General features: G+C 41.6%; 23 protein-coding genes. 12 read left to right on the top strand and 11 right to left on the bottom strand.

Annotated elements, in window-relative coordinates:
- Positions 1 to 121 precede the first annotated feature (121 nt).
- From ettA to E1160_RS13630, 3 genes are all read left to right on the top strand, one after another.
- Complete coding sequence (ettA, locus tag E1160_RS13620; RefSeq protein ID WP_155156087.1) at positions 122 to 1,801, top strand: energy-dependent translational throttle protein EttA; 1,680 nt, start codon at positions 122 to 124, stop codon at positions 1,799 to 1,801.
- Between the two features lie 15 nt (positions 1,802 to 1,816).
- A complete protein-coding gene (locus E1160_RS13625) occupies positions 1,817 to 3,061 on the top strand; it encodes an FAD-dependent oxidoreductase (RefSeq protein WP_155156089.1) in 1,245 nt (414 codons plus the stop codon).
- 96 nt (positions 3,062 to 3,157) lie between these two features.
- Positions 3,158 to 3,541, top strand: a complete 384-nt coding sequence (locus E1160_RS13630; RefSeq protein ID WP_155156091.1) for a DOPA 4,5-dioxygenase family protein — start codon at positions 3,158 to 3,160, stop codon at positions 3,539 to 3,541.
- Between the two features lie 13 nt (positions 3,542 to 3,554).
- Here the strand turns inward: E1160_RS13630 and E1160_RS13635 are convergent, their stop codons facing one another.
- Positions 3,555 to 4,232, bottom strand: a complete 678-nt coding sequence (locus tag E1160_RS13635) for a hypothetical protein (protein WP_155156093.1) — start codon at positions 4,230 to 4,232, stop codon at positions 3,555 to 3,557.
- 38 nt (positions 4,233 to 4,270) lie between these two features.
- A complete protein-coding gene (locus tag E1160_RS13640; protein WP_155156094.1) occupies positions 4,271 to 5,848 on the bottom strand; it encodes a trimethylamine methyltransferase family protein in 1,578 nt (525 codons plus the stop codon).
- 356 nt (positions 5,849 to 6,204) lie between these two features.
- Here E1160_RS13640 and E1160_RS17320 point away from each other — a divergent pair, with 356 nt between their 5' ends.
- Positions 6,205 to 6,717, top strand: a complete 513-nt coding sequence (locus E1160_RS17320) for a TetR family transcriptional regulator C-terminal domain-containing protein (RefSeq protein ID WP_155156096.1) — start codon at positions 6,205 to 6,207, stop codon at positions 6,715 to 6,717.
- Between the two features lie 2 nt (positions 6,718 to 6,719).
- Here the strand turns inward: E1160_RS17320 and E1160_RS13650 are convergent, their stop codons facing one another.
- The 3 genes from E1160_RS13650 to phaR form a co-directional block, all read right to left on the bottom strand.
- Positions 6,720 to 7,190 carry a J domain-containing protein gene (locus tag E1160_RS13650; RefSeq protein WP_155156098.1) on the bottom strand — a complete coding sequence of 157 codons (471 nt, stop codon included), beginning with the start codon at positions 7,188 to 7,190 and terminating at the stop codon, positions 6,720 to 6,722.
- A gap of 16 nt (positions 7,191 to 7,206) precedes the next feature.
- The gene (locus E1160_RS13655; RefSeq protein ID WP_155156100.1) at positions 7,207 to 8,073 is read right to left on the bottom strand and encodes a division plane positioning ATPase MipZ; all 867 of its coding nucleotides are present in this window, start codon (positions 8,071 to 8,073) and stop codon (positions 7,207 to 7,209) included.
- Between the two features lie 117 nt (positions 8,074 to 8,190).
- Positions 8,191 to 8,820, bottom strand: coding sequence for a polyhydroxyalkanoate synthesis repressor PhaR (gene phaR / locus E1160_RS13660; protein ID WP_155156102.1), 630 nt, complete (start codon positions 8,818 to 8,820; stop codon positions 8,191 to 8,193).
- 266 nt (positions 8,821 to 9,086) lie between these two features.
- Between phaR and E1160_RS17180 the strand changes: the two genes are divergently transcribed.
- From E1160_RS17180 to E1160_RS13670, 3 genes are all read left to right on the top strand, one after another.
- Entirely contained in the window at positions 9,087 to 9,431 is a 345-nt protein-coding gene (locus tag E1160_RS17180; RefSeq protein WP_218048903.1) for a hypothetical protein, read from the top strand.
- A complete protein-coding gene (locus E1160_RS13665) occupies positions 9,388 to 10,524 on the top strand; it encodes an alpha/beta fold hydrolase (RefSeq protein WP_218048904.1) in 1,137 nt (378 codons plus the stop codon). Before E1160_RS17180 ends, E1160_RS13665 begins: the two co-directional genes overlap by 44 nt.
- Positions 10,525 to 10,660: 136 nt before the next feature.
- Positions 10,661 to 11,836 (top strand): acetyl-CoA C-acetyltransferase, encoded by a 1,176-nt coding sequence (locus tag E1160_RS13670; protein ID WP_155156106.1) that lies wholly within the window; start codon positions 10,661 to 10,663, stop codon positions 11,834 to 11,836.
- Positions 11,837 to 11,905: 69 nt separating this feature from the next.
- Here the strand turns inward: E1160_RS13670 and E1160_RS13675 are convergent, their stop codons facing one another.
- Complete coding sequence (locus E1160_RS13675; RefSeq protein ID WP_155156108.1) at positions 11,906 to 12,487, bottom strand: hypothetical protein; 582 nt, start codon at positions 12,485 to 12,487, stop codon at positions 11,906 to 11,908.
- Between the two features lie 214 nt (positions 12,488 to 12,701).
- Here E1160_RS13675 and E1160_RS13680 point away from each other — a divergent pair, with 214 nt between their 5' ends.
- From E1160_RS13680 to E1160_RS13700, 5 genes are read left to right on the top strand one after another with little or no spacing between them, the layout of a single operon-like run.
- Positions 12,702 to 14,495 (top strand): ABC transporter ATP-binding protein, encoded by a 1,794-nt coding sequence (locus E1160_RS13680; RefSeq protein ID WP_155156110.1) that lies wholly within the window; start codon positions 12,702 to 12,704, stop codon positions 14,493 to 14,495.
- Positions 14,496 to 14,510: 15 nt separating this feature from the next.
- Positions 14,511 to 15,254, top strand: a complete 744-nt coding sequence (locus tag E1160_RS13685; protein WP_155156112.1) for a lysophospholipid acyltransferase family protein — start codon at positions 14,511 to 14,513, stop codon at positions 15,252 to 15,254.
- A gap of 19 nt (positions 15,255 to 15,273) precedes the next feature.
- Entirely contained in the window at positions 15,274 to 16,581 is a 1,308-nt protein-coding gene (locus tag E1160_RS13690; RefSeq protein ID WP_218048905.1) for a 3-deoxy-D-manno-octulosonic acid transferase, read from the top strand.
- Positions 16,582 to 17,550: a tetraacyldisaccharide 4'-kinase gene (lpxK, locus tag E1160_RS13695; protein ID WP_155156116.1), complete on the top strand. Its 969-nt coding sequence runs from the start codon at positions 16,582 to 16,584 to the stop codon at positions 17,548 to 17,550.
- Between the two features lie 7 nt (positions 17,551 to 17,557).
- Positions 17,558 to 18,466: a lysophospholipid acyltransferase family protein gene (locus E1160_RS13700; RefSeq protein WP_155156118.1), complete on the top strand. Its 909-nt coding sequence runs from the start codon at positions 17,558 to 17,560 to the stop codon at positions 18,464 to 18,466.
- Positions 18,467 to 18,499: 33 nt separating this feature from the next.
- Here E1160_RS13700 and E1160_RS13705 read toward each other — a convergent pair whose 3' ends face one another.
- From E1160_RS13705 to E1160_RS13725, 5 genes are all read right to left on the bottom strand, one after another.
- A complete protein-coding gene (locus E1160_RS13705; RefSeq protein WP_155156120.1) occupies positions 18,500 to 19,024 on the bottom strand; it encodes a peroxiredoxin in 525 nt (174 codons plus the stop codon).
- A gap of 365 nt (positions 19,025 to 19,389) precedes the next feature.
- A complete protein-coding gene (locus E1160_RS13710) occupies positions 19,390 to 19,782 on the bottom strand; it encodes a rhodanese-like domain-containing protein (RefSeq protein ID WP_155156122.1) in 393 nt (130 codons plus the stop codon).
- Between the two features lie 21 nt (positions 19,783 to 19,803).
- Positions 19,804 to 20,274 (bottom strand): c-type cytochrome, encoded by a 471-nt coding sequence (locus tag E1160_RS13715; RefSeq protein ID WP_155156124.1) that lies wholly within the window; start codon positions 20,272 to 20,274, stop codon positions 19,804 to 19,806.
- Between the two features lie 2 nt (positions 20,275 to 20,276).
- Positions 20,277 to 20,675, bottom strand: a complete 399-nt coding sequence (cueR, locus tag E1160_RS13720) for a Cu(I)-responsive transcriptional regulator (RefSeq protein WP_235914152.1) — start codon at positions 20,673 to 20,675, stop codon at positions 20,277 to 20,279.
- A gap of 7 nt (positions 20,676 to 20,682) precedes the next feature.
- On the bottom strand, positions 20,683 to 22,860 hold the full coding sequence (locus E1160_RS13725) for a heavy metal translocating P-type ATPase (RefSeq protein WP_155156126.1): 2,178 nt from the start codon (positions 22,858 to 22,860) through the stop codon (positions 20,683 to 20,685).
- Positions 22,861 to 22,999 lie beyond the last annotated feature (139 nt).

Genomic DNA, 22,999 nt, shown 5'->3' on the forward strand with positions numbered 1-22,999 from the left:
AGCGAAGTTTATAATTTTTATGAGACGAAAAAGCTTACAAAGCATGGACAGTAACGCAGGGATAAGCTAGAAACCGCAATAGATATTTCAATAGAAAAAAATTATGAGGAGACTGCCAGCCATGGCTGCCAATCAATATGTTTACCGCATGCACAACCTCTCTAAAGCCTATTCAGGCGGCAAAGAAGTTTTCAAAGGCATCACCCTGTCTTTCCTACCGGGCGCAAAAATCGGTGTTTTAGGTTACAACGGTGCGGGTAAATCCACCCTCTTGAAAATCATGGCCGGCATCGACAAAGACTATAATGGCGATGCTGAACCTGCTGAAGGTTTAAAAATTGGTTACCTAGAACAAGAACCACATCTGGACGAATCTAAAACAGTTCATGAGAACGTTATGGATGCAATGGGTGAGATTAAAGATGTTCTTGACCGTTTCAACGAAGTATCCATGAAATTGGGCGAAGTGACCGATGATGATGAGATGATGACATTGATCGGTGAGCAAGCTGAGTTGCAAGAAAAAATCGATGCAGCTGACGCGTGGGACTTGGACCGTGTTGTTGATATTGCGATGGACGCACTTCGTTGCCCTCCAGGTGATTGGGCTGTTGATAAGCTTTCTGGCGGTGAAAAACGTCGTGTTGCCTTGTGTCGCTTATTGCTTTCCAAGCCTGACATGCTTCTTCTTGATGAGCCAACCAACCACTTGGATGCAGAATCTGTAGCGTGGCTACAACGTTTCTTGGCGGATTATACAGGTACCGTAGTTATGGTAACTCACGATCGCTACTTCCTTGATAACGTAACAGGCTGGATTCTTGAATTAGACCGCGGCACAGGCATTCCTTACGAAGGCAACTATTCCGCTTGGTTGGAACAGAAACAAAAACGCATGGAACAAGAAGGCAAAGAAGATGCTGCACGTGCTAAAGTATTGGCACGCGAACGTGAATGGGTGTCTTCCAGTCCGAAAGCCCGTCAGGCAAAATCCAAAGCGCGTATCCAGGCATATGAAAAACTGTTGGAGCAAGAGAACCACAAAGAAGTTGGTGTGGCTCAAATCCAGATTCCACCAGGTCCACGTTTAGGCGATATCGTGATCAAAGCGGATGCAGTAAAGAAAGCCTTTGGCGACAAACTTCTTTTTGAAGGCATGGAATTTAATCTGCCACGTGGTGGTATTGTTGGTATCATTGGTCCAAACGGTGCGGGTAAATCAACCCTATTCCGTATGATCACAGGCAATGAAACACCTGATGAAGGTGAGTTCACAGTTGGTGACACAGTAAAACTTGGCTACGTGGATCAATCCCGTGACAGTCTTGATGACAATAAAACCGTTTGGGAAGAAATTTCAGACGGTTTGGACGTGATTGAACTCGGCAAACGCAAAATGCAAAGCCGCGCCTATGTAGGTAGCTTCAACTTCAAAGGTGGCGACCAACAAAAGAAAGTTGGCATGTTATCAGGTGGTGAGCGCAACCGTGTACATTTGGCAAAAATGCTTAAATCTGAATCCAACGTATTGCTACTCGATGAGCCAACCAACGATTTGGACGTTGATACACTTCGCGCACTAGAGGAAGCGTTGGAAAACTTCGCAGGTTGTGCAGTGGTGATCTCGCATGATCGCTGGTTCCTTGACCGTATCGCGACACATATCTTGGCTTATGAAGGCGATAGTCAGGTTGTGTGGTTCGAAGGGAACTATGAAGATTACGAAGCTGACCGCAAACGCCGTCTAGGTGCAGATGCGGATCAACCACATCGTATTAAATACCGTAAGATTTCCCATTAATCCTGATAGGAAATCATGGGGGATAAACGATATAAGATTGGGATAATAGGCGCAGGGACAACAGGATTGGCCTCTGCGCTTTATCTTGACCGTTCGGGTCATGATGTCACTGTCTTTGAAAAATTTGACAGGCCGAAACCTCTTGGTTCCGGCCTGTTATTGCAACCAACCGGGCTTGCTTGCCTTGCTAATCTGGGCCTTGATAAAAAGGCCCTGCGACTTGGTGCCCCAATTTCGCATTTAAAAGGTCATACCATCAACGGCTGGAAAGTGATGGATGTCGCCTACGAAAATTTAAGTCCCCGCTTATTTGGATTAGGTATCCACAGATCAGCATTGTTCCATTTACTGTATGATGAAGTGGTTAAACGCAAAATCAAGCTTGTTAAAGATTTTGAAGCTATCTCTATTAAGCACAAAACCAAAAGCCCAATCATTCAAAATTCTCTCGGTGATATAACCAATTCCTTCGATTTGGTTATAGATGCATCTGGAATGAAATCTAAAGTTCGAGATCAATTTGCCGAGATAAAGCTCAATAAAAAATACCCTTATGGTGCGGTTTGGGGTATTTCAACAGCTAATCAAGATTTCAATTATCAACATCTCCATCAACGATATGATCTTGCACACACAATGATTGGCGTTATGCCTATGGGTAAGGCCTCAGAAACCGATCAGAAAAACTCCTATGCTTTTTTCTATAGTTTGAAACATGAAAATTTTGACCAGTGGCATAACGAGCCCTTCGATAAATGGCAAAGACATGTTGCGAATTTATGGCCAGAAGCAGGAAAACTCGCTACAGAATTTGATGATCATTCAGACTTAAACAGAGCAATTTATCACGACATTATTCTGAAACGTTTTTATAATGATCGTCTTATTTTTATGGGGGATGCGGCCCATAATACGAGCCCACAACTTGGGCAAGGTGCCAATCTAGGGTTGGCTGATGCACTTGTATTTTCGAAACATCTGGATACAGCTCCAAATCTTGAAGACGCGATCATCAATTATGATAAAGATCGAAGAAACCATGTCCATTTCTACCAATGGGCTAGCCGATGGCTCACTCCCTTCTTCCAATCAGACTCACTAATTGCAGCTCGGCTAAGAGATTTGTTTTTTAATCCCTTCCAAAAAACACCCTATATCAACACACTTTCCATAGAAGTTTTATCAGGTGTAAAGACAGGTTTGTTTTCAAATATCGATCCTGGTAATTGGCATCCTGAATACAGTTTAAAAAACAAATAGAAGCAACGGAAACAATTAGTTTCTGATGATTGACTTGTAAATAAAGCATTTCCTAGCAAAATTAGAAACACGGATACAGCAATAGGAAATTCAGTCATGAATGAAGATAACGCCAATACTGTAAAAATTTTACGCGATACATCCATGTATCATTATCATGCTCATATCTATTTTGATGAGGCGACCAAAGATATTGCTTGGTCCATTCGTGAGCAGATCGAAAAAAAATGGCCTGATATCGATATGGGTCGCTTTTGGGAGCGAAATGTTGGGCCACATCCAAGATGGAGCTTTCAAGTCGCATTTCATCATAAAGATTTTGCGGATATCACCAAATGGTTGATGTTTAATCGAAAAGATTTAGTTGTCTTTTTACATCCGCAATCTGGCGATGAATTAGCAGATCACCGTGATCATCCAATTTGGATGGGAGAAAAATTGCAGCTGGATTTATCAATGATGGAAAAAAAGTCACGCTAGACGATCAAATTACCTAGCGGCGACCACCACGACGATTAGCTGCTCGTTTTTGCTTCATTGCATTTTGCTTACGTGCAGCTGTAATTTCATCACGCATTTTAAGATAAACTGACGCGACTTGCTGGCTAGTCGCGTCTGCCAAAATAGCAGTTTTACGAAGGTTATGACCTTCCTTTAACAACGCCCCGATTAAACGTTCATGATCCGCTTTGGTAGGCTTATAGCTGCTATGAAAGGTTCGTGTGATCTTTATGTTACCGGACTTAGGCTGGTTCACAGGCATTTCTTCTTTCATGCCACGTTCACGTGCAGCTTGTGCAGCCATCTGAAACTCGTATTTCTCACGTGCTTCATTACCACGCATCATACGCAAAGTACCAGATGCCCATGCATCAACAGCAGATTGACGACGCGCTGCCTGTTCAGACTCATTAACCTTACCATCATCTAGTTCAGGATGGGTTTCGGCAATCGCCTCTTCCAAGGTCATATCCCATTGTTTAGCAAGGCGTAACGCTGCTTGTTCTGCAGCCGCCTTTTCCCCTTCTACCGTTGCCGTCTTCATTACCAAGACAACTTTACGGAAGCGTTCTCTATCTCTTTCAGGTATTACAATGGTCATAGCGGCAGCATTATCCGCTTTTACACGTTCAGAAACAAGACCCATTCCCAAAAGAAAAAGAGCCAACATAAAATCTGCTCATCAAAGTTTAGTGAGGTGTTTTCATTTTATACCTTTGGCTTCATGTCTGACCTATCCAATTTAATAGGAAATTTAGCGCGAATTGCATCATCAAGCTCTTCGCTTATATGTGTTGGGAAATGTGTCGCCAGCACTTCTTCAGCTCTAACAATTGCAACATCCAGAATAGATTTTGATCCTTCTTCCACCCATTGCCCAAAAGGTTGGCGGTCAGCGATTTTTGGGTAGAGATATTCTGTTTCCATACATTCCAAAGTTTTGGGATGACCAAGAAAATGACCAGCCCCTAAACAAGCTTCTTTGATCGTTTCTACGCTCAAAGTCTGCTCATTAACTTCGATCCCACGAATGGCGCGCTGCGCTTGACCCAACATATCGTTATCAATCAAAAGAGCCTCAAAACTACACGCCATCAAACTACCCAGCATGCCTGCGGATTCCAATACACGATTGGCACCTGCCATGCCTGCTAATACCGATGCAATTCCTTTTTCATACCCCGCTTGTGCATCAGGCATCTTCGCATCGGTCATGGAAGCAGCAACGGTTACGGGTAAATTATAATATCCCCCGATCTGTGCCGCAGCCGCCATTAATACAGCTTCTTCGCCGCTACCCCCTGAAAATGATCCTGACCGCAAATCAGAAACAAACGGCCAGATCGCGAAGGACATCGGCGTGCCCGGTGCAATCATATTAACCATGCAAAGACAGGACAATCCTTCTGCGGTTACTTGTGCCAAGGTCCCTGCAAGATGCGCAGGTGCTGTCGCCCCTGCTTGGGGTGCAATCGCAATATCACTGATGAGGTCACGTTTGGAACTGGCGATCAGCACTTCCAGATTATCTTCTCCAAAACGTAAAGGGGAAACAATCGGACAGCCGCCAAAAGTCGCAAATGGTTTTTCTTTAAACTTACCGACACCACCTGCAACCATATCAAACATCTCAACCACCGCGTCGATATTCTTTACATCAACGAAAGTCATTTCCGCAGGTTTTTGCGTCCCTGATACAATAGCATAAGCCACATTGATATCATGTTCATACGGATCATCCAGTTCCGTCGGGACAACTGTTTGCCCAAAGCCATGAATATTTTCCAGCGTATCCGTCACGCGGCAAAAATCATATAGGTCCTTTAATGCGGAGGGGCGAAAGTTCTTTTCTTTCGCATTATAAACGGTGACAGCCTCGCCGCTCGTAACATAATTCACATGGTTATGTCCCACGATCAGATTGTCATGTTGTGGATCACGACTATGTACAGTGTATGAGCTTGCAGATTTTTTTAGAGCCTCCTCAACGATGCTTCTTGGAAAGCAAATTCTATTATGTTCATTCAAATGTGCACCATTTGCCAAAGCAATTTCGATTGCTTCGGCTGTTGGTTCACCAATACCCAAGGTTTCGAGAATATCCAAAGCCGCTTCATTAATCATATCAAGATCTCGATCTGTTAACGGTTTGTAACGCCCTCCCGGTAAACCAGCACGTACAGGTCTTTGTGCAGGACCAGCTTCGCGCATCGCTAAACGGCCAGAACGACCACCGCCGCCACGACGATTTCGACGCGCTTCATTTTCCTTATCTACACGAACCATAATCAATATCCTCTAATTTTTTACTTACTTTTTCTCTGTGGAATAGCTCTTTTCTACCCCCTGCTGCCCTAGGCCTACATGAACATAATTAAAAACACAATAAAAATGTATGTACGTTCATTTTTTAAATGTTGAAAATTAAGCAAATAAAGGTAATTTATCAATCTGCAAATCGCAGAAAACGGAAAATCTTAGAATGACGGCAGCAGACGCAAAAAACACAAAAACAAAAAAAACACGTGCAAAACCTGTAAAACAAACGAGTGTCCGCGATAAAAAGAAAGCACATCATCGTGATCTTTTGAATTGATGCGACGATCAAATCAATTGCAGAACATGGATATGCAGGTACGACTGTGAGCACGATTCAAGCAATATCAGGTCTCTCTCGTGGAATGATAAATTTGCATTTCAGCTCAAAAGAAGTTCTTTTTCAGGCTGCGCTTACTCGTCTGGCCAATAATTACGAGACTTTTTGGCGCGCCGCATTGATCAAAGGTGGATCAAAACCTGCCTCGCAATTGATGTCTGTTCTTAAAAATGATCTGAGCAATCAGGTTTTAAAATCGGATATGCTTTCGGTTTGGTATGCTTTTCGCGCCGAAGCAAATAGTCATCCAGAATATCTGGAACTCTGTGGGACAAGAGACAAACAATATACAGCAATGTTGAATAATCTTTGCCTTAATTTGGCAGAGGCACAGGGAGAAAATCTGGAATATGCCAGAGACAGTGCATCAGGTATTTACGCGATGGTAGAAGGCTTCTGGGTTGAAGCCTTCCTGCACCCAAAGACATTTAATAAAAGCAGAGCGACACGTGTGCTTCACGCTTTTATAAAAAGCCGTTTCCCTAAAAGCTTTAAATAGGATCATTTATCCAGAAGAATATCTTTGGCTTGATTGATCAAAGAAGCTTTTTCGGGATCCCCACCTTGATCTGGGTGATGCTTTTGCATCAATTGACGATGAGCTTTTTTTATCTCTTCGTCACTAGCCCCTTCTTCAAGATCAAGAATTTTTAAAGCATCAGTACGTGTCATCATACTTGAATCATCATTTGAATCAGTGCCGTTTTTACGTTTGTTTCGATAATGGCGATACAAACGACCAAAGGCGATCACCATCTTAACACGATTAATCCATGGGATGACGGCAAGCGCTGCTAACCAAAGAAATTGCAAACCACCGCGCATGACGAAAAAGCCGGCTAATGCTAAGATAATCACGACAAATAAAATGCGTCCCGCACGTAAAATATTGGCAGGCTGACTATGAGCAAATGTGTTCAGCAATATTAATATTGCTGCTAATATTACGGTACCCAAAATCAGATAAAACATTGGTAGGCCCTAGTTATCAGTCTTTGCTATCGTCTTTCCAGACGGGTAAGCCAATTGCTTGTATCATATTACGAACTTCCTGACGGGCTGCAATATGTGTCATACTCATTCGACGTTGTAACCCACTTCCTCGAAGGTCAAGCAATGTTAACCCTTCTAAGAATAATTCACGAAAAATTACACGTTCTGAAAACCCTGGTACAAGATCAAATCCTACACGTTTTGCCAAGCCTGTAATCGCCTTATCCATCGCTTTCTGGTTACGAGAATCCAGTTGTCCCAAACGGTTACGTAAAACAACCCATTTAAAGGTTTTATTTGATCCCGTCCGTTTGGCACGCGTCATTTTTTGCTCAAACACCATTTGGGCATATTGGCTTAACTCTGACACCTGCAAAGTTTCCGGGTCAACATGGGCAAGCACGTCCAAATCCACAAAACTGTCATTCAAAGGAGTAATAAGTACATCCGCATAAGAATGCCCTGCCCGGCTTAAAAAACTATCACTCCCGGGTGTATCAATGATCAAGACGTCATTTTCAGAACTTAAACGTTCAACCGCAGCATTTACAGCAGCCTCATCTTCAGCTTTGGCCATCTCTACGGAGGGATTCTTACTCGGTAAAATCGCATCAACTTCCGGCATCGGAAGTAATACGCCTTTACGTGCCATCGTCGCTTTGCGGTTTTCCAGATAACGATGTAACGTCCCTTGTCGTGCATCCAAATCAAGCGCAGCAACTGTATAACCACCGCGCATCATCGCGGCAATGAGATGCATTACTGTGGTCGATTTTCCTGAGCCACCTTTCTCATTCCCGACGACAATAATAAGGGCTTTTTCTTCTTCAGATGTTGCGTCTGTTTGCACCATGTCACTCATTTAATATGCCTGTGTAAAAATCTTTAAAAATAGCATTTAAAAAAGAATATCTTCTTAATCAATGCTAAAAAGAGCAGATCAAGAAGATATTCATTAATTCAGAATCTAAAGAGATTTTTACTTCTTTTCAATATTTGCGAGCTTTTCCTGCATTTCTAAAAGCTGCTTCTGTAGATCATTCAACATATCCACCGGATTTTCTGTTTCCTCAGCATCAGCCTTTGAAGCTTCAGGTTCTTTCATAGGCTCTGCTTTCGAAGCTACAACATTTTGTTCATTTCCGGCAAATGACGTGAACATATTCATGGCTTGCTCAAACATCGCCATATTTTGACGTCCGATTTCTTCAAAATTACCAAATGGGAAAACGCTATTCATATTTTCCGCTAGATAATTCTGCATCTTCTCTTGATTTTGAGCGTAATTTTCCATCGCCATTTCAAGATAATTCGGCAACACAGATTGCGGAATTCCTTCCCCATAATAGGAAATAAGCTGACGCAAGAAGCGGATCGGCAATAAATTCTGCCCTCCCTTTGATTCTTCTTCTACAATAATCTGCGTCAAAACAGATCGTGTAATATCGTCACCTGATTTCGCATCATGGACAGTAAATTCAACACCTTGCTTCACCATTTCGCAAAGATGCTCTAATGTCACATAGCTACTCGTAGCAGTATTATACAAACGGCGGTTTGCATATTTCTTAATGATGATTGGGCTATCACCTTTTTGCTGTGCACCCATAACATTCCCTTTTTTCTTTTTATTAGAACTCTTTGATAAACATAGTATTAAAGAGCTATTCTTTGTTATCTTCCCGCGACGCAACATATTTTATGGTGCGCGTGCTTAATATTTTGCTGCATAGCCTAACAACTGTCCAACGTTTATTTTAGATTATAGATGTTTTTTACCCCATAAAGCTTCATGCATAAAATTTTATCGTGACAAATTAAGTAGAAAATCAGCAAAATATACATATACTCACCTAAATGAAAACAGAAGATGACATGCAATCTATCACCCGTCGATTATTAGCTCTTTGGCAAGAACAAATGAGCCTGATGTCTCAAGATCCCGAAACTCTGGGATATGGGGAAGCCATGTTTAAAGCTATGGGGATGCCTGTACCAGATGCCGCAAAACAAGATACAACCCCCCCCTCAGAAGCCAAAAGCGATCCAACATTTCCATCCCGGACCGGCGAAGCGTCTGGGGCCTCGTCCAATCAGCTTTCACCTGAGCAGCACGCTGCAATGGTTGATGAGCTCACCCGTCGCATTAACGAGCTTGCTAGCCAAATCGCCGAATATGAGGCAGACCCTATTCCATCCAACACTAGCAGAAAAAGCTGAAAACCTAGCGACAACCTTCCAAACAAATTATTCGCAACAGGACATACCTGATTTATTTTCCGAGCTAGACTCAGAAACCAATAGACAATTCAACGATTATCTAACGGGTATCGAAACTTATCGTGCACATCCTTATACTAGAAAGATCAATGATTTACCTGCCATATGGCGTGAAGGAAACACTTGTTTGCATGACTATACATCACTGAAGGATAGTTTAGAGAATGACCGCCCAATCCTTCTCATCCCTTCTTTGATCAATCGCGGATACATTTTTGATCTAGAAGCAAAACGAAGTTTTGCCAGATATTTAACGGAAAACGGCTATCCAACTTATTTAGTGAATTGGAATCACCCAGATGCAGCGGAAAAACAATTTAATTTAGAGGACTATATTCTACGCTTAACTAGGATTTGCCAGCATTTAATTGAGAAAACTGGAAAAGAGCCAATTATACTTGGTTATTGTATGGGAGGTACATTGGCAACAGGCCTCGCCTCTATATTTCCTGAATTAGTCCATTCACTTATAGCACTTGCTACACCTTGGGATTTCAACGCAGATGGCGGCAAACAAAAAGCTATGTTATCTCCTGCATTCCCTTTAATGGAACAGCAAATTAACGCATTTGGGCAACTGCCAACCGACACATTACAATTATGTTTTGGCCTGCTTGATCCGATGTTATCCCTTAAAAAATTTACTAAATTTTCGCAATTAGAGGAACAGAGTGAGCAAGCTTTAAGCTTTGTTGCCTTGGAAGATTGGCTAAATGATGGCGTCCCCCTTGCGGGTCCAACAGCAAAAGAATGTTTGTTTGATTGGTATCAAGAAAATACGCCAGCAAAAGAAAACTGGTTACTCAACGGCAAAATTGTGCAACCGCAACATTTTGATCGACCAAGCCTATGTATTATCCCAATAACCGACCGTATTGTCCCCCCTGAATCCGCCCTAGCATTAGCTAACACTCTTCCCCTTAACATTACATTAAAACCATCCTTAGGTCATATAGGTATGATGAGTGCTAGTCGTGCAGAAAAGCTAGTTTGGGAACCCATTATAGAATTCATAAAAGCCTTACCACGATAATCTCACACTCGAATTTTTCGAAATCCTATTGTTCTGTAACAAATAGATAACTATATTATGCGCATATTGCATTGCAGCAATAACATATTTTTTAACATAATAACAAGACGATTAAGTCACTATCTTGGAGTTAAGAATGACTGAAGTAGTTATCGTATCCGCAACACGTACACCAGTAGGTTCTTTCGGTGGAACTTTAGCAAATGTTCCTGCATCCACGCTTGGAGCAACTGTTATCAAAGAAGCATTAAACCGTGCTAAAGTTGATCCTGCTGATGTTGATGAAGTCATCATGGGGCAAATCTTAACCGCTGCACAAGGACAAAATCCGGCACGTATTGCAGCGATGGAAGCTGGTATTCCCGAAGAAAGCACAGCCTATGTGATTAACCAGGTATGTGGTTCCGGCTTACGAACGCTTGCATTAGGCTATCAAGCCATAAAAGCAGGTGATAGCAATATCGTCGTTGCAGGCGGTCAGGAAAATATGAGTATGTCTGCCCATGCAGCAAATTTGCGTAATGGACAGAAAATGGGCGATATGAAATTTATCGACACCATGATCAAGGATGGATTGTGGTGTGCATTCAACGGTTATCACATGGGCAATACAGCCGAGAATATTGCTGAAAAGTTCCAAATCAGTCGTGAAGATCAAGATGCTTTTGCAGCTGCTTCCCAAAACAAAGCGGAAGCGGCACAAAAGGAAGGTAAATTTAAAGATGAAATCACCCCGGTGACCATTAAATCCCGCAAAGGCGATATTGTCTTTGATGCGGATGAATATCCAAAAGCTGGTGTAACTTCAGAAAAATTATCCGGCCTTCGCCCTGCATTTGATAAAGAAGGTAGTGTTACTGCGGGCAATGCATCTGGTATCAATGATGGCGCTGCGGTAACTGTCCTCATGTCCAAGGAAGAGGCCAAAAAACGCGGTTTAAAACCTTTGGCAACTATCAAAAGTTGGGCAACGGCAGGTGTGGATCCGGCCATTATGGGAACAGGCCCAATTCCAGCTTCTACAAAAGCCTTGGAAAAAGCAGGTTGGTCTGTAGACGATCTTGAACTCATTGAATCCAACGAAGCTTTTGCCGCTCAATCCTTATCTGTGAATAAAGGTATGGGTTGGAATACAGATATTGTAAACGTAAACGGTGGTGCAATTGCAATAGGTCATCCAATTGGCGCATCTGGCTGCCGTATTTTGGTAACACTACTTCATGAAATGGAAAAACGTGATGCCAAGAAAGGCCTTGCGACACTTTGTATTGGAGGTGGTCAAGGTGTTGCTATGTGCCTAGAGCGTGCATAACAAAATCACCTAGTGAACAAAAAAGCCCAGAAGTTTATCTTCTGGGCTTTTTTTTGAACGTTCAACAGACTATGTCGCGACCCAATGTCCAGCGCCATTCTTGCACATTGTTTGTGTTCCGTATCTTTTTTCACCATCGACAACTGTTTCTGCCATTAGGTCTCTACAAATTTGTCCTGTACCATTCATAAAGGTACGCACAGGTGTGAAATGCCCCATCATTTCCTGATCTGCTGCTTGCCAGGTCATTGTTTGACCAGTTTCACCTTCTGTTAAGGCACGATATATTGTACCTTCCATTTCCTGACGATCATGCGCCGTTACTTCATCCATAATGAGATAACCTGCACCACCACCGGCTGCACCGCCAAGCAAAGTCATTAGCCAAACATAATTGCCACCACTACCAACAATGTTATACATAGCGAAACCGCCGACCAAAGCACCTAAAGCAGCTCCATTGGCCATTTTATCTTCTCGAGATGCAGTACCTGTCACGCAGCCCGATAACACTATGCCTAATAGAGCCGTCGCAACAATTTTGGATGACATCAGCTTTTTAATATTCAATCTGCTTTTACGCATAATTTCCTCCGGCCCGACATCGTTCATGTGCCCAATATCGGTATAGGGAATTTTCTTCCCAGACATATAAAATTCTTTTATCTAGCACATTAAAAGCAATAATCGGGCCGTTTTCAGGAAAATTGAAAATATTTTCTCGTCACCTTTTGTTTTCCCATCTCGAAACTATATAAATTCCTTTGAAAGCCTCTATGAAACAAGCAGTAAAGAATTGCTTATTTTCCTGTGACAGGGTAAGAGTTTAAACCTTGATTTTATACAGACAAATTAGAAGATTATTGTGACAAAAGCGTCTATTAAAAAGCCTAATTTCTACAAACGTATTTGGCGTGATTACTTGAGTCATCACAAGGGTAAGTTAGTTTTTGCCCTAATTTGTAGCGTCTTTACTGCGGCAAGCACATCTGGCAGCGCTCTTCTAATGGAACCTATTTTTGATGAGTTATTTGGCAACAAACGTCAGGAACTTATCCCAATTATTATGGCAACCTTTGCAGGTGTATTTGTGATCCGTGGTATCGCATCATACGGGCAAAGCCATTTTTTGACGTCAGCATCTCTCTCATGCATCCATCAGATGCAAAAGCATATGCTTTCCTCGATTTTGAAATCAGATTTACAGTTTCTTCATGATCAAGGAACAGCACGACAACTAAGCAAGTTTACTTCTGACGTGGTGACATTACGTCAAGGTATCGAACAAGTAATGATAGGTGGTAAAGACATCTTCACTGTCATTGGTTTGATTGGTGCTATGTTTTATTCGAATTGGTTTCTAGCAATTTTTGCCTTCATCTTTTTTCCTGCCGTCCTAATTCCAGTTCAGAAAGTAGGAAAAAGATTACGTAAAATATCACGTCAAAACCAACAAGAAGTCGCTGAAATCACATCAATTCTTGATGATAGTTTTAAGAATTTAAGACAAGTCAAAGCGTATACACGGGAAGAATTTGAAAACAATCGTGGTGAGACTGTTTTCTTGCGCAGTAAAAAGCTATTCTACAAGGCAATATTAACACGTGTTTTGGCCACTTCTATTGTCGATTCAATGGCTGGCATCTTGATTGCTGTTGTAATTGGTATCGGCGCCTACATGGTTTTTATCCAGGAACTTACACAAGGCGAATTTATGGCCTTTATTTCTGCAGCCCTTCTGGCTTATCAACCCGTTCGAAGTTTGACTAACCTTTGGTCATCTATCCAAGTGGGTATGGGTGCTGCTGAGCGCATCTTTGAAGTTATAGATCATAATCCAACAATTATTGATGCACCAAATGCAAAAGATCTTATTTTAAATGAGGGTGATATTGAACTTCGAAATGTGGACTTCACTTATACCTTGGATAATGAAAAGATTCTATCAAAACTATCGTTAACAGCCAAATCAGGTCAAACCGTTGCTCTCGTTGGACCAAGTGGCGCAGGGAAATCCACTATTTTAAATCTCATTCCAAGATTTTATGATACTCAATCAGGTGAAGTTCTAATTTTCGGGAACAATGTAAAAGATCTGACGTTAAGAAGCTTACGCGATAAACTTGGCTTAGTGTCACAGGAAACAGGTTTATTTAACGACACGATCAAGAACAACATCCTACATGGCAAACCAGATGCATCGGATGAAGAGCTTTATACAGCAGCAACAGCAGCTTCGGCACATGATTTCATCCTAAACTTACCAAATGGTTATGACACGATGGTTGGGGAGATGGGGATAAAGCTATCTGGTGGCCAACGCCAACGCATTTCTATTGCACGGGCTATGTTGAAAAACGCCCCTATTCTGTTGCTTGATGAGGCGACGTCCGCATTGGACACAGAATCCGAACGAAATGTGCAATCAGCCCTTGAACATTTGATGGAAGGTAGAACAACTATTGTCATTGCCCATCGTCTTTCAACGATCGTTAATGCTGATAAGATTTATGTCTTGGAAAAAGGAAGCGTTGTTGAAGAAGGTAGTCACAACGAATTACTTAAACTAAACGGCCTTTACAGCAAACTACATGAAATGCAAAAAACATCTGAAAATGTCATTTCTTTAGAACGTGAATTAGAAAACGCAACGGCTTAATATTTGGAAAAATTTATGCGCCTTTCGACAGTCACCAAACCAATAGTCCGTTCAAAAGCTGGCCACGCTATTATTGCTTGGTTATTAAGTGTTTATATTCGGTTTGTTTATCTGACAACGAGATGGACCTTTATTGGCTTTGAAGAAAGAGACCGTTTCGCAAAAAAACATGATACCGGAATTGTCTTGCAATGGCATAACCGTATTGCTCTGGTAGGTTTTGGTTGGGATGCGCGGAAACATCCGATTTCACTTTTAGTATCTGGACATCCTGATGGGCGTTTTGTTTCTGCGACACTCGCACATCTAGGAATGGGCGGTATTTTCGGTTCCTCTAGTAAAGGCGGCGCTGCAGCCTTATTGCAATGCATAAAAACTGCAAAGAGAGGCATCTTTATTGGTTTGACACCTGATGGTCCACGTGGCCCACGTATGCGTATGAAAGATGGGCCGGTCGTTATTGCAAAGAAAACAGGCGCGCCTGTATCTCTCTTAGCTTACTCAGTAAAAAAACGTAAAATATTAAAAACATGGGATCGTTTCATTCTACCTAAACCATTCAATGAAGGTGTGTTGATGTGGCGTGAACTCGATGGTATCTCCAAAGATGCAACTGATGAAGAAACAATTGCATATAAGCAATATTTAGAAGATGAATTAACAAAAGCGACAAATGAACTAGATATCATGATGGGACATGAACCTATTGAGGCCGCAGATCCCAATGAAATACCAAAGAACAAGAAACGCGCTTCCTAATACCGCAGGAAATTCTTCTATGATTGATATTCCACAAATCACATTCCCTTCATATAAATTAGCGAGTTACCTTTTAACTCCCTTAATCCCGTTTTATCTCAAAAAACGCATAAAAAAAGATAAAGAAGATAAAACACGCCTGTCAGAAAGATATGGACATGCAAGTCAAGAACGCCCAACAGGGAAACTCATATGGCTTCACGCAGCAAGCGTGGGGGAGCTTATTTCTACCTTAAGCCTTTTGGATAAAATAAATACTGAAAACCCTGATATCACATTATTGGTCACCAGTGGAACAGTAACCTCCGCAGAAATTGCCAAAAATAAGTTACCTAAAAACGTTATTCATCAATTTGCCCCTCTAGACAGTCCAGTTTTTGTAAATCGTTTCCTAAACTACTGGAAACCGGATTTAGTATTGTGGCTAGAATCTGAGTTTTGGCCCAATCATCTAAGAGAGATCAAGTCTCGTCAAATTCCTGCAATCCTGTTAAATGCACGTATGTCTGAGAAAAGCTTCAAACGTTGGTCGGAACATCCAAAATCCATCCAAACTTTACTTTCTTGCTTCACTACTCTCTCAGCACAAAGTAGTAAAGACAGAGATAAACTGGTGAAGTTAGCGAAAGATCGTGAAGTTTTATTACCAGGCAATATGAAGCTAGCTGCACAACCGCTGAGTTATGATCAAATTGAATATAAATCTCTAAAAAAAATAATTGGTAAGCGTAAGATTATTGTAGCTGCGAGTACACATCCTACAGAAGAACAACGCCTTTTAGATTGCTATAAAAGTTACGCATCAACCATAGAGCAAAAGCCCCTGCTGATTATCGTCCCACGCCATCCTCAACGCGGCGCAGAAGTTTTCGATATCATCACCAATAGTAAATTGAAGGCTGCATGCCGTAGCAAAAATGAAGACATTGAGGTATCTACTGACATTTACCTTGCCGATACATTGGGTGAGCTAGGTTTATTTTATGCACTCTCTGATATCGTAATTATGGGCGGTAGTTTCTCTGGGAAAATTGGTGGACATAACCCAATTGAACCTGCCCTTTTGGATACTGCGATTATTGTCGGCCCTGATATGAGCAACTTCGCGTCAATTACCAAGGCAATGTTAGAAGATAAAGCAATTAAACAAGTTAAGAATGATGAAGATCTAACAAAGACAATTTCGAAACTCTTGGTGAAATCTAATCGCGCATCTTCTCTGAAAGAAAATGCAAAAAAATGGGCGGGCAGTCGGAGCAAGTCTATTTTAAAGCGTGTAAAGAATATGGTGTTAACGCACCTATCTGACCACAAAGAGGCAGTTTAAATGAAAGCACCTGCCTTCTGGAACAATCCTAAACCCAGTATGATTGCGAAGATCTTGACGCCAATTGCCAAGCTCTACAGTGCAATCACAGGATATCGGATGATATCGACCATGCCGTTTAATGCGCCTTTAACAGTTATCTGTATTGGGAACTATACGATGGGTGGCGCAGGTAAAACACCGCTGACACAAAACCTTTATCACTTATTGACCGATATGGGTTTCAAACCATGTGTATTAACGCGTGGCTATGGTGGAACGATAGATGGCCCGAAATTGGTTGATGTACAAAACGACACACCTCAGCAAGCTGGTGATGAACCATTTATGATGGCTCATCATATGCCTGTAGTTGTTTGTCATGATCGAAAAACAGGGGCGAGTTACATAGCCAAAGAAGGTTATAATCTTATCCTTATGGATGATGGGTTTCAAAATCCAACATTGAAAAAAGATATTTCGTTTATTGTCATAGATGGTGGCGTTATGTTGGGAAATCAAAAAGTCTTTCCAGCAGGTCCTTTACGCGAACCTCTAGATCGTGCCCTACTTCGGACAAATGCGTTAGTCATGATCGGAGAACCCAAATATGATCTTCCAGCCCTTAAACAAATAAAACATCAATTTCAGGCAAATATCCAACCACAACTTGATCATAAACCTGAAAAAGTGATTGCTTTTTGTGGCATTGGACGCCCAGAGAAATTTAAAGATACCCTTACCCAATTGGATATTGAAGTAATCGAGCTTATCGAATATCCCGATCACCATCCCTATACCGAAGGTGAGTTAACTATGTTGGGAGAGAAAGCAAATGAACTGAATATTCCTTTAATTACAACCGAAAAAGATTGGGTAAAACTACCAAAAATATGGCAGGAACGTATTCAATGCTTGCCCATTATGCTTCAGTGGGATAGGCCTGAAGACGTCAAAACCTATCTAAAAGAAAAACTAACAAAGATTTAAAAGCCTTATGGCCCATACAAGCGAAAGACATAGACAGATTAAGAGATGGCTGATCTATCACCGTCAAGCCGTGTTCGTCTATGCCTTTTATTATCTGTTGCGTTTTGTACCTGTCACAATTGCAGCTGCCTTTGGCGCCTTTATCTTTCGCATCATTGGACCGTATATGAGCGCACATAAAACAGCGCTTAGAAATCTGGAAATGGCTTTTCCTGAAAAGAGCCCGAAAGAGCGTGAAAAAATAGCGCGTGAAGTTTGGGATAATCTAGGTCGTGGTGCAGGTGAATATATGCAAGTGGATACCTTTACAGATAAAGGTGAAAACCCACGTATCCTTATTGAAGGTGCAGAACATTTAATCGCCGCGCGTGATAGCGGTGAGCGCTTCATTATCTTTTCTGCTCATATGGCAAATTGGGAAGTCGCAACAATTGTAGCAGCACTTCACAATGTATATCTAACCAATGTCTATCGCCATGCATCAAATCCCTATGTAGATAAGTTAATTCGCAAAATCCGTGGTAAATTTACAGGCACCTTGATCCCGAAAGGTCGTAAAGGCGCCAAGCAATTGTTTATCCATTTCAAAAAAGGCGCACCACTAGGAATGCTGGTAGATCAAAAGCTAAACGAAGGTATCCCAGTGCCTTTCTTTGGTGAGGACTGTATGACGGCAACGGCCCCTGCGGAACTCGCATTACGATTTGATTGCCCGATCATTCCTACTCAATTGATCCGTCTTCCGGGATCGCGTTTTAAAGTTATTATCAATCCCCCGATGGAAAAACCCAATACAGGTGATATGAAAGCCGACACTCTGACCTTACTGACAGAAATCAATAAAACAATGGAAGGTTGGATCAGAGAAAATCCCGGGCAATGGTTCTGGGTTCATAAAAGATGGCCAAGGCAATAAAAGAGCTCCCAGATGGAAGCTCTTTTTTAATTCCTAGCGGCTCTTCAAGTAATTCAACATTGTATCTGCATCAGACACGTCAAACGGATCGATTGGGCAGTTGTCACCATATTCCGGTTCACTGAACAATTGCTTGATTTCACCATTTTCCACATACATGGAATAACGCCAGCTACGCATGCCAAAACCAAGATTTGATTTATCGACCAACATGCCCATTTTACGAGAAAATTCACCGTTACCATCTGGTAACATAAATACGTTTTTGCGACCTAATTTTAATCCCCATTGGTACATCACAAAGGCATCATTGACAGATAAGCAAATAACCTCATCAACACCTTGTGCTTTCAACTCTTCATAAAGTGCTTCGTAACGCGGTAAGTGAGTGGAAGAACATGTAGGTGTGAAAGCACCCGGCAAGGCAAACAAAACAACGTTTTTATTTGTGAAGATTTCGCTTGAAGTTAGATCGCGCCATTCAAACGGATTCTCACCACCTAAAGCTTCATTACGAACACGTGTTTTGAAAGTAACTTCTGGAACTGTATTTCTCATCTTTAATCTCCTGTTAGATCGTTAATTTATAAATTTGGCTTCTTAACGAGAAGCACGCGCAAAATAGAAGGTTTCATTGCGATTTGCGATTTTAGAAGCTACGGATACTTGGTTTCTCATTGGTCTATCTCCTTGACTGAATTTTCATTTTGGTGATTGTTACCTCGTTGTCTTGAGAAAAACATAGCTTCAAAATTTAATTTGGTGAAACGAGTTATCTTTATTTCAGTAATCGACAAAATCTATTAACTTAAGTTAATAATGAGATTTTATCGATATAAAACTTTACAATTTTAGTATATATGTTTGTCTATATATCCCCTTCAGCCATAAAAAAGGAGCTCAATCGAACTCCTTTTCAAACATCACTTTTGCTCAACTTCCTCAATTGGATATCCTGCTTGTTTCCAGCCTCCAAAACCGCCGCCTAAATGGGCTATGGGTTCGAGCCCCATATTATGCAAAGTATATGTGCTTAATGCGGATCTAGCCCCGGCTGCGCAATAAAAAATGAGCTTTTTGCCACTACCAAATATTTCTTTAAAATAGGGACTGTCTGGATCAACCCAAAATTCTAACATACCGCGTGGCGCGTGATAGGCCCCAGGTATTTTACCTTCTCGCCACAATTCACGGATATCACGGATATCAATCAATTGAACATCCTCATCTGTCATAACCGCCTTTACGTCTTCCGCCGACAGAGTTTCAATTACTTCATTTGCCTCTTTTAACAGAAGTTCCACACCGCGTTTCATAGTTCAAGTTCCCTGTACATTTTATTGCTCCATAATGCGTTTGTTCATCGCATCATGTCCCGCTTGAATATTGGCAGGCCAATTGCTTTTAATAAAGGCCAAGATATCATGAATTTCTTTATCCGTTAACAGCTCATCATAAGCGGGCATATTGCTTATAAAGCCAATAGAAGAATCTGATTGTCCGCCATATTTTACTGTTTGAAATAGAGCAAAATCCGGATGATGCCATGTATGTCCCTCTTCCGTATGAGGGGGGGCTGGCAGTGTTCCATCCGCATTACGACTGCGCCAATTTGGCTCACCTTCTAAACGTTTACCGTGACAGCTAGCACAATTATCTGCATATAATATACGGCCCGCACGCACTGCTTCACGGTCCTTATAACTAATCGTAAATTGTTCTTCCTGCTCAGACAGAGAATTGAAATAAACAGATAGTAATCCAATAACGGCGACAATGGCGATCAAGACAGGCAGGTTACGGCTCATTCTTAGCTATCCTTACCTGCAAGACCAGATAAAATGGGGCAATCAGGCCGATCATCCCCTTGGCAACAACTCACTAAATGTTTCAAGGTATTTTCCATTTCTTGTAATTCTTCAATTTTACGCCCGATATCTTCCAGATGGGATTTCGCTATCGCCTTTACATCTGAACTGGCACGATCCCTATCTTCATATAAAGATAATAATTCTCGACATTGCTTTACTGAAAAACCTAAATCACGTGCCCGATGTAAAAACTTCAATACATGCACATCATTATCAGAATAATCCCGATAACCAGATTGTGGATCACGTGTCGGTGTAACAAGGCCGATATCTTCATAATAACGGATTGTTTTTGCTGACATACCGGATAATTTTGCAGCTTCACCTATAATCATCATCCGTCCCCTATCTCTTTACCCGCCAACGGCTCAATAACCAGGCATTGCTGACAACGAAAACGCTGGATAAAGCCATTGCCCCACCTGCAATCATAGGACTAAGATATCCCACCGCTGCCAGCGGAATACCTAAACCATTAAAGAAAAAGGCCCAAAATAAATTCTGTTTAATATTACGCATCGTAGCTTCAGAAAGTTTCTTTGCCCAATAAATCAAACGTAGATCGGGACGTAATAATGTCACTGCAGCAGCTTCCTTGGCAATATCAGTTCCTTGCCCCATGGCTATACCCACATCCGCTTTAGCCAAAGCAGGCGCATCATTGATACCGTCACCAACCATAGCGACAAAACGGCCCTGACTTTTAACATCGTCAATATAGCTTAACTTCCCTTCCGGTGTCATTTCGGCTTTCAAATGATCCAACTCTAGAACTTGCCCAACATGTTTTACCACATCACGGTGATCACCTGATACCAAATCAGTTTGAATGCCTAAATCTTTAAGCATAACAATTGCTTCCGGTGTTTCATCACGAAGCTTATCTTCCAGAATAAACAAAGCTTCACACTGCCCATCAATCACAAGAAAAGAATAACTACCAATCACTTCTGATGTACCGTCTGAGGGAATATCAACGCCTGCTTCATTTAGGAATTTTGTATTTCCAAGCAAAACTTTCTTGTTCTCAACAATTCCTTCTACACCTCGCCCAGGAACTGCTTTCACCTCTTTTACCTGGTGCAATTCCATATCATCTGCAGCGCTTAAAAAAGCTTGTGCAATGGGATGCTCGCTCCCCTTTTGAAGGGAAGCAGCATAATTCAGTAGTAAACTTTCTGACTGTTCGCCAAAGATAGTTACTGATGAAATTTTCGGCATAGCAATGGTTAACGTTCCAGTTTTATCAAAAACCAAATGGTTAACTTTTGTCATTTTCTGCAGTGCATCCACATCTCGAAATAAGATACCCGCGCGTGCGGCGGCACCTGTACCAGCTAAAATCGCTGTTGGGGTTGCCAAACCAAGCGCACAAGGACAAGCTATTACTAATACAGAAACAGTACTTAACATCGCCTGTTCAATATTCTCACTTAGTCCCCACCAAGTGAAAAAGGTCAATCCTGCGATAACTAAAACAACTGGTACAAACACAGACGCAACTTTGTCTACCAATTTTTGGACAGGTGCTTGACCCGCTTGAGCATTTCTAACTAGCTCAATAATTTGAGCCAAACGACCAGAAGATGATTTTTGACTAACTTCAACAACAAGACGAGTTGTATTGTTAATCGTGCCCCCTGTTACAGCATCCCCTACTCGCTTTAATACAGGCATTGGTTCCCCGGTGAGCATTGCTTCAGAAACTTCTCCAACACCTTCACGTACAAAGCCGTCTACAGGGATAGCTTGCCCAGGTTTAACAACAAGCTCATCACCAGCTTTTAGACTATCAATTGCAACAAGAATTTCTTTCCCGTCTTTTAAAAGAAGGGCTTCTTCAGGAACCAAAGACATAAGTGATTCTAGAGCTTTAGCGGTACCACGGCGTGCTTTTTCTTCCAACATGCGCCCAAATAGAATCAAAGTAATCACAACAGCCGAAGTCTCAAAATATAAATCGCTTGTTCCAATAACTTCAGGCCAGAATGTCACAACGACACTAAAAGCAAATGCGGCCGATGTCCCCAATGCAACAAGTAAGTCCATTGTCCCACGTGCATGCTTTAATGCAATCCACGCACCCTTATAAAAACGCGCGCCAATATAAAACTGTACCGGGATCGTTAATAAAAATTGGTTAAACGCATCCAAATGCCAATGTATATTAAGCGGATGGAATAACATCGGTAATACTAAAGGGAAAGTTAAGATCACTGAAACAACGAGGTCGATATATAATTTACTCAGTGACTTACCATCATCAAGCATAGTATTCTTAGAGGGCTCACTCGCCTCAAAACCTGCTTCTTTTACCGCGGCAAAAATACGCGATTGATCAATTTTTCCCATTAATGCAGAAACAACCCCGGAACCTAACGCAAAATTCACCTGTGCTGTTATAATATCTGGTCTTTCATCTAATACACGTTGCAGCCTTCCCGCGCATCCTGCACAGGTCATGCCCGACACTTGAAAACGGAATGTTTCTGTTTGTTCATTATGTGATATTTGCTTGTTCATTTGACTACTTCCAGTTTTGTACTGCTCCCTAGATAAGGGTTCCAGTAACTGGAAGGTCAAGTAGAAATTTGTAAATGATATGTATGTGCTCTTTATTCTTTTATAATTATCACTTACAATTCTCACGTATTTGATCAAT

It is taken from the genome of Curvivirga aplysinae (genome assembly GCF_009711445.1).
In the GTDB taxonomy this organism is placed as follows: Bacteria; Pseudomonadota; Alphaproteobacteria; order UBA8366; family Aestuariispiraceae; genus Curvivirga; species Curvivirga aplysinae.